Genomic DNA, 6784 nt, shown 5'->3' on the forward strand with positions numbered 1-6784 from the left:
GGGGGAACGGAACGGCGGGAGCGGGGGGGGGAGCCCCGGTCAGAGGCCGGCGGCGGCGCGCAGGGCGTCGACCCGGGCGGTGGTCTCCCAGGTGAAGTCGGGCAGCGGGCGGCCGAAGTGGCCGTAGGCGGCGGTCTGCGCGTAGATGGGCCGCAGCAGGTCCAGGTCGCGGATGATGGCGGCCGGCCGCAGGTCGAAGACCTCCTTGACCGCCTGTTCGATCCGGGCCGGCTCCACCGCCTCGGTACCGAAGGTCTCCACGAACAGGCCCACCGGCTCGGCCTTGCCGATCGCGTAGGCGACCTGCACCTCGCAGCGGCGCGCCAGGCGGGCGGCCACCACGTTCTTGGCCACCCAGCGCATCGCGTAGGCGGCCGAGCGGTCCACCTTGGAGGGGTCCTTGCCGGAGAACGCCCCGCCGCCGTGCCGGGCCATGCCGCCGTAGGTGTCGATGATGATCTTGCGTCCGGTCAGGCCCGCGTCGCCCATGGGGCCGCCGATCTCGAACCGCCCCGTCGGGTTGACCAGCAGCCGGTAGTCGTCCACCGCCAGGTCGATGCCCTCCCCGGCCAGCGCCGCCAACTCCGGCTCGACCACGAACTCCTTGATGTCCGGGGTGAGCAGGGAGTCCAGGTCGATGTCGGAGGCGTGCTGGGAGGAGACGACGACGGTGTCCAGCCGCACCGGCCGGTCGCCGTCGTACTCGATGGTGACCTGGGTCTTGCCGTCCGGACGCAGGTAGGGGATCGTCCCGTTGCGCCGCACGTCCGTCAGCCGGCGCGACAGGCGGTGCGCCAGCGTGATCGGCAGCGGCATCAGCTCGGGGGTCTCGTCGCAGGCGTAACCGAACATCAGGCCCTGGTCGCCCGCCCCCTGGCGGTCCAACTCGTCGCCCTCGCCCTCGACCCGGGACTCGTAGGCGATGTCGATGCCCTGCGCGATGTCCGGGGACTGCGAGCCGATGGACACCGAGACACCGCAGGAGGCGCCGTCGAAGCCCTTCTTGGAGGAGTCGTACCCGATCTCCAGGACGGTGTTGCGCACGAGGGTCGCGATGTCCGCGTAGGCCTTGGTGGTCACCTCACCCGCCACGTGCACCAGACCGGTGGTGATCATCGTCTCGACGGCGACCCGCGAGGAGGGGTCCTCCTTCAAGAGGGCGTCGAGAATGGTGTCGCTGATCTGATCGGCGATCTTGTCGGGATGACCCTCGGTCACGGACTCCGAGGTGAACAGACGACGGGACACATCGCTCCCTGGGTTTGCAGCGGCTGCTGACTGAGACGGGTGGAGCGGCCCGTGGACGGGCGCGGCTCGCGCACAGTCTATCCGGCCGGTACCCGAACGGGTCACCCCCCGCCGGAGGACGGCCGAACGTCTCGCTCCCCGGACCACCGCCGGGCCACCGCGTCCCACACCCGGTGGGCGAGTTCCTCCTTCGGACCCCGGGGGATCTCCTCCCGGGGTCCGCGGGCGTCCAGCAGGATCGCCTCGTTGTCCTCGGTGCCGAAGGCCACCCCCTCCCCCACCCGGTTGACCACCAGCAGGTCGCACCCCTTGCGGGCGAGTTTCGCCTCGCCGTTGGCCAGGACGTCCTCGGTCTCGGCCGCGAAGCCGACCACCACCCGCAGGGGGTCGGAACGGTCGGCCGCCAACTCGGCCAGCACGTCGGGGTTGCGGACCAGACGGATCGGCTCGGGGTCCTCGCCCTCGCGCTTCTTGATCTTGCCCGCCGCCCGGTGGGCGGGGCGGAAATCGGCCACCGCCGCGGCCATCACCACGGCGTCGGCGCCGTCCGCGGCACCCAGCACGGCCTCCCGCAGTTCGGCGGTGGTCTCCACCGCGATCGTCTCCACCCCCTCGGGGTCGGGCAGCGAGGTGTTGGCCGCCACCAGGACGACCCGGGCGCCGCGGGCCGCGGCGGCGCGGGCCAGGGCGTACCCCTGCTTGCCCGAGGAGCGGTTGCCCAGGAACCGGACGGGGTCCAGTGGCTCACGGGTGCCGCCGGCGCTGACCACGACCCGACGGCCCGCGAGGTCGGTGCCGCGGGGGCCGACCTCGCGGGCGCCGACGGACCGGCCCGACCCCCCGGGTTCGCCCGGCACGGCCGGTCCGCCGGACTCCCCGGGACCGGCCGCACCCTTCCCGGAGCGGGCCAGCGCCGCCCGGCACTCCTCGAACAGCTCGGCCGGCTCGGGGAGCCTGCCCCGGCCGGTGTCTGCGCCGGTCAGTCGCCCGACGGCGGGCTCCACCACGGTCACCCCGCGGCGCCGCAGGGTGGCGACGTTCTCCCGGGTGGCGGGGTGCTCCCACATCTCGGTGTGCATGGCGGGGGCGAGCACCACCGGACAGCGGGCCGTGAGCAGGGTGTTGGTGAGCAGGTCGTCCGCCAGTCCGTGGGCGGCCCGGGCCATCAGGTCGGCGGTGGCCGGGGCGACGACGACCAGGTCGGCCCGCTGCCCCAATCGGACGTGGGGCACCTCGTGGACGTCCGCCCACACCTCGTCCGCCACCGGCCGGCCGGAGAGGGCCGCCCAGGTGGGCGCGCCGACGAAGCGCAACGCGGAGGCGGTGGGCACGACGGTGACCGCGTGGCCGGACTCGGTGAGGCGTCGCAGCAGCTCGCACGCCTTGTAGGCGGCGATACCGCCGCTCACCCCCAGGACCACCTCGGGCCTGCGCGTCATCGTCGATCGCCTCTCGCCGTCGTCCTCGATGTCCGTCCCACCGTCGGCGGGGCGGCGGACCTCGCGTCCCCGGTGCCGGTGGCGCCCCCATCCTGCCCCGGGGCCGACCGGCCGGCGGCGCGACCCCCGGACACGCCGACGGGCCCGCCACCGCGTCGGGAACGCGGCACGGGCCCGGGGGACGCCGGAGGGGCCGATCAGTCGGCCGGGCCCTCCACGGCCTCCGAGGTGAGCAGGCCGGCGTTGATCTCGCGCAGGGAGATCGACAGCGGCTTCTCGTGGACGTGGGTGTCGACCAGGGGGCCGACGTACTCCAGCAGGCCCTCGCCGAGCTGCGAGTAGTACGCGTTGATCTGCCGGGCCCGCTTGGCCGCGTAGATCACCAGGCTGTACTTCGAGTCGGTGGCCTCGAGCAGCTCATCAATCGGCGGATTGATGATGCCCTCGGGAGTGCCGATGGGAGAGGACACGCTCTGCCTTCCGGAAGACGGGAACGAAAACGGTGACCGGGACGGGCGCGCGGGGCGCGCACGGGGGTCAGGATTCGCTGACCAAGGCTAGCAGCTCGGCCGAGACGTGCTCGACCGACGTGTTGATCAGCGTGGTGTCGAACTCCGGCTCGGCGGCCAGCTCGACCCGGGCCGCCGCCAGCCGCCGCTCGATGACCTCCGGGGGCTCGGTCCCGCGCCCGGTCAGCCGACGGACCAGCTCCTCCCAGGAGGGGGGGGCCAGGAAGACCAGTCGGGCGTCGGGCATGGCGGCACGCACCTGTCGCGCGCCCTGGAGATCGATCTCCAGCAGGACGGGCTCGCCGCGCTCGAGTCGTCGGAGGACCGGCCCGCGGGGCGTGCCGTAGCGGTTGCCGGCGAACTCGGCCCACTCCAGCAGCTCACCGTTGGCGATGAGCTTGTCGAACCCGGCGTCGTCGACGAAGAAGTACTGCACACCGTCGCGCTCACCGGGGCGCGGGGCCCGGGTGGTCGCCGAGACCGAGAGCCAGAGCTCGGGGTGGGCACGGCGCAGATGCGCGACGACCGTGCTCTTGCCGACCCCCGAGGGGCCGGAGAGCACGGTCAGTCGCGGACGGCCGACCGGGGTCGCGGGGGTCTCGCCCCGGGGTGCAGCAGCTTCCATGCGGCGATTATCCCGGTTCCCCGCGACGCGGTGAAATCAGGCCGGGTTGGCGCCGAACTCGCGCTCCAGAGCGGCGATCTGGTTGGAGCCCAGACCGCGCACGCGCCGGCTTTCGGAGATGCCGAGCCGCTCCATGATCTGCTTGGCACGGACCTTGCCGACGCCCGGCATCGACTCCAGGAGAGCGGAGACCTTCATCTTGCCGATGACCTCGTTCTCCTGGCCCTGCTTGATGACATCCTGCAGGGAGGCGCCGGAGTGCTTGAGGCGGTTCTTGACCTCGGCGCGCTCCCGGCGAGCCGCGGCGGCCTTCTGGAGCGCGGCTGCGCGCTGTTCAGGGGTAAGGGGCGGAAGAGCCACGCCTGCGTCACCTCGGGTATCAGAACTGTCGGATACGGAAGCGGTGGGGGCCGACGGCCCCGCACCGGCGGGGCGATGGGCCGCGCCCGGCATCCCCGCTCTGGTCGGAGACTAGCGGGCCGAGGCGCCGGAGTCAGCGAGAACAGCCGAAAACTCCTGGTCAGCCTCTCGAAAAAGGGAAACAAAGCGACATTTCGCCCCAGTGGTGGAGAGTTTCTTTACCGACTCCTTGCCGGGACTCCGCATCGGAATCCGGCATTCCGCCGACTTCGGGACCCTTGCGGCGTGTCGCCCTCCGGACCCGCCCGCCCCGTCCCCGGCGGCCACGGGACGCCGCGGGATCGGACCCCGGGGCGCCCCGCCGCCGGGCGGTGGGGAACGGGTCAGGGGGTCGCACCGTCCAGAACCGCGCGGACCTCCCCCGCCCATCGTTCGGCGGCGGCCCGCAGCGCCGCGGCGTCCGGCCCGGCCCGCAGCACGTCCCGGCTGACCGTGGGCACCACCTGACGCAGGGAGGCGCCGAAGACCCGCGGCAGGTCCGACGCGCCGGCGCCCTGGGCACCGAGGCCGGGGGCCAGCAGGGGGCCGTTGACCGCCGTCAGCGCGCGTTCGGAGATGGCGGCGGCCGGATCCCCCAACGGGGGCAGGGTCGCCCCGACCACCGCTCCCAGGCTGCCCCACGGCTCGGCGCCCGCATTGTGCGCGGCGAGGCGGTCCAGCACCGTCTCGGCCACCGTGCGGCCGTCCGCACCCACGGCGTGCTGGACCTCGGCCCCCTCCGGATTGGAGGTCGACGCCAGCACGAACAACCCGCGTCCGTGCCTTTCCGCCAGGTCCACGGCGGGGGCCAGGGAGCCGAAGCCGAGGTAGGGGCTGACGGTCAGGGCGTCGGAGGAGAGCGGGGCGTCGGGTGTCAGGAAGCTCTCCGCGTAGGCGGTCATGGTCGAACCGATGTCCCCGCGTTTGGCGTCCGTGATCACCAGCGCGCCCGCGGCCCGGGCATCGGCCAGGACGCGTTCCAGCGCGGCCAGGCCCCGGGAGCCGAGGCGCTCGAAGAAGGCCACCTGCGGCTTGAACGCCGCCACCCGGTCGGCCAGGGACTCCACCACCGTGCGTCCGAAGCGCTCCAGGCCCCCGGCGTCGCCCGGCAGGCCCCAGTCGGCCAGGAGGGCGGCGTGCGGGTCGATGCCCACGCACAGCGGGGCCCGCTCCCCCATCGCCCGGTGCAGGCGGGCGCCGAAGGACGCGGCGGGGACGTCGGGGGTGCTCGCGGACCCGGGTGCGGCGTCGGTCACGGGGTGTCCACCTTCCGGTGTTCGGCGCCGACCGCGTCGGCGAGGCTCTGATGGGGGCTCCCGGCCAGCAGGCGGGCCAGCCCCCGGTGGATCGCGCGCGGCCAGGCCGGGCCCCGGTAGACGAAGGCGCTGTACCCCTGGACCAGGGAGGCGCCCGCGAGGATCCGGCGCCAGACGTCCTCGGCGGTCTCCACGCCGCCGGCGGAGACCAGCACGAGGCGGTCCCCGACCCGTCGGTGCAGTCGCCGCAGCACGGCCAGGGAACGGTCGCCCAGCGGGGCGCCGGACAACCCGCCCGCGCCCGCCGCCTCCACCGTCGCCGGATCGGTGCGCAGGTCCCGGCGACCGATGGTGGTGTTGGTGGCGATGATCCCGTCCAGCCCGAGCCCGACCGCGAGGTCGGCGACGGCGTCGATGTCCTCGTCGGAGAGGTCGGGGGCGATCTTGACCAGCAGCGGGACACGCCGACCGGTGGGGGCGGTCGCCCGGTCGGCGGCCTCGCGGACCGCCGCCAGGAGGGGCCGCAGCCGCTCCACGGACTGCAGGTCGCGGAGCCCGGGGGTGTTGGGCGAGCTGACGTTGACGACCAGGTAGTCGGCGTGCGGGGCCAGGCGACCGGCGGAGAGCACGTAGTCGGCGACGGCCTCCTCCTCGGGCACCGCCTTGGTCTTGCCGATGTTGACGCCGACCGGCACCGGGAAGACGGGCCGCCGGGCGGACAGTCGGGCGGCGACGGCGGCCGAGCCGTCGTTGTTGAAGCCCATGCGGTTGACCAGGGCCCGGTCCTCCGGCAGGCGGAAGAGACGGGGCGTGGGATTCCCCGGCTGGGGCTCACCGGTGACGGTGCCGATCTCGACGGCGTCGAAGCCGAGCATGGCCAGGCCGTCGATGCCGTCGGCGTTCTTGTCGAAGCCGGCCGCCAGGACGAAGGGGCCGGGAAGGTCGATGCCGAGCACCCGGGTGCGCAGTGACGGGTCGCGGCGGGCCAGGACGCCGGCCACCGCGTCGCGCACCCCGGGGACCCGGGCCGTGGCGCGGATGGCGCCGAAGGCCAGGTGGTGGGCGCGCTCGGGATCCATGCGGCGGAAGGCGAGGCGGAACAGGAGCCGGTAGGCGGGATGGGACACGGGGGACGACCTCCGTCGGGGGCCTCGCCGGTGGGCGGGCCCGGTGCGGTGCCGACGCGCGCCGGTGGGCGGGACACCGACCGGGGACGGGCGTTCGGGCTGTGCTCGAGGGGACCGGGGCGGCGTTCCCGCCGCCCCGGGAGCGGGAGCGGGGCCGCCCGCCCCGCGCCGGGGGCGGGGC

Annotated in this window: 7 protein-coding genes; all 7 read right to left on the bottom strand. The window is 74.3% G+C overall.

What is annotated here, in order from left to right; translation table 11 throughout:
- Positions 1–39 precede the first annotated feature (39 nt).
- Positions 40–1248, bottom strand: a complete 1209-nt coding sequence (gene metK, locus FOE67_RS12060; RefSeq protein ID WP_182663433.1) for a methionine adenosyltransferase — start codon at positions 1246–1248, stop codon at positions 40–42.
- A 101-nt stretch (positions 1249–1349) separates the two neighbouring features.
- On the bottom strand, positions 1350–2687 hold the full coding sequence (locus FOE67_RS12065) for a bifunctional phosphopantothenoylcysteine decarboxylase/phosphopantothenate synthase (protein WP_182663434.1): 1338 nt from the start codon (positions 2685–2687) through the stop codon (positions 1350–1352).
- Between the two features lie 197 nt (positions 2688–2884).
- Entirely contained in the window at positions 2885–3157 is a 273-nt protein-coding gene (rpoZ, locus tag FOE67_RS12070; RefSeq protein WP_182663435.1) for a DNA-directed RNA polymerase subunit omega, read from the bottom strand.
- A 67-nt stretch (positions 3158–3224) separates the two neighbouring features.
- Entirely contained in the window at positions 3225–3821 is a 597-nt protein-coding gene (gene gmk, locus FOE67_RS12075; RefSeq protein ID WP_182663436.1) for a guanylate kinase, read from the bottom strand.
- Positions 3822–3857: 36 nt separating this feature from the next.
- On the bottom strand, positions 3858–4181 hold the full coding sequence (mihF, locus tag FOE67_RS12080; RefSeq protein WP_143619450.1) for an integration host factor, actinobacterial type: 324 nt from the start codon (positions 4179–4181) through the stop codon (positions 3858–3860).
- Between the two features lie 383 nt (positions 4182–4564).
- Positions 4565–5476, bottom strand: coding sequence for an orotidine-5'-phosphate decarboxylase (gene pyrF / locus FOE67_RS12085; protein ID WP_323384796.1), 912 nt, complete (start codon positions 5474–5476; stop codon positions 4565–4567).
- A complete protein-coding gene (locus tag FOE67_RS12090; protein ID WP_182663437.1) occupies positions 5473–6555 on the bottom strand; it encodes a quinone-dependent dihydroorotate dehydrogenase in 1083 nt (360 codons plus the stop codon). Before FOE67_RS12090 ends, pyrF begins: the two co-directional genes overlap by 4 nt.
- Positions 6556–6784: the final 229 nt, after the last annotated feature.

Source organism: Streptomyces calidiresistens (assembly GCF_014141525.1).
Taxonomy (GTDB): Bacteria; Actinomycetota; Actinomycetes; order Streptomycetales; family Streptomycetaceae; genus Streptomyces; species Streptomyces calidiresistens.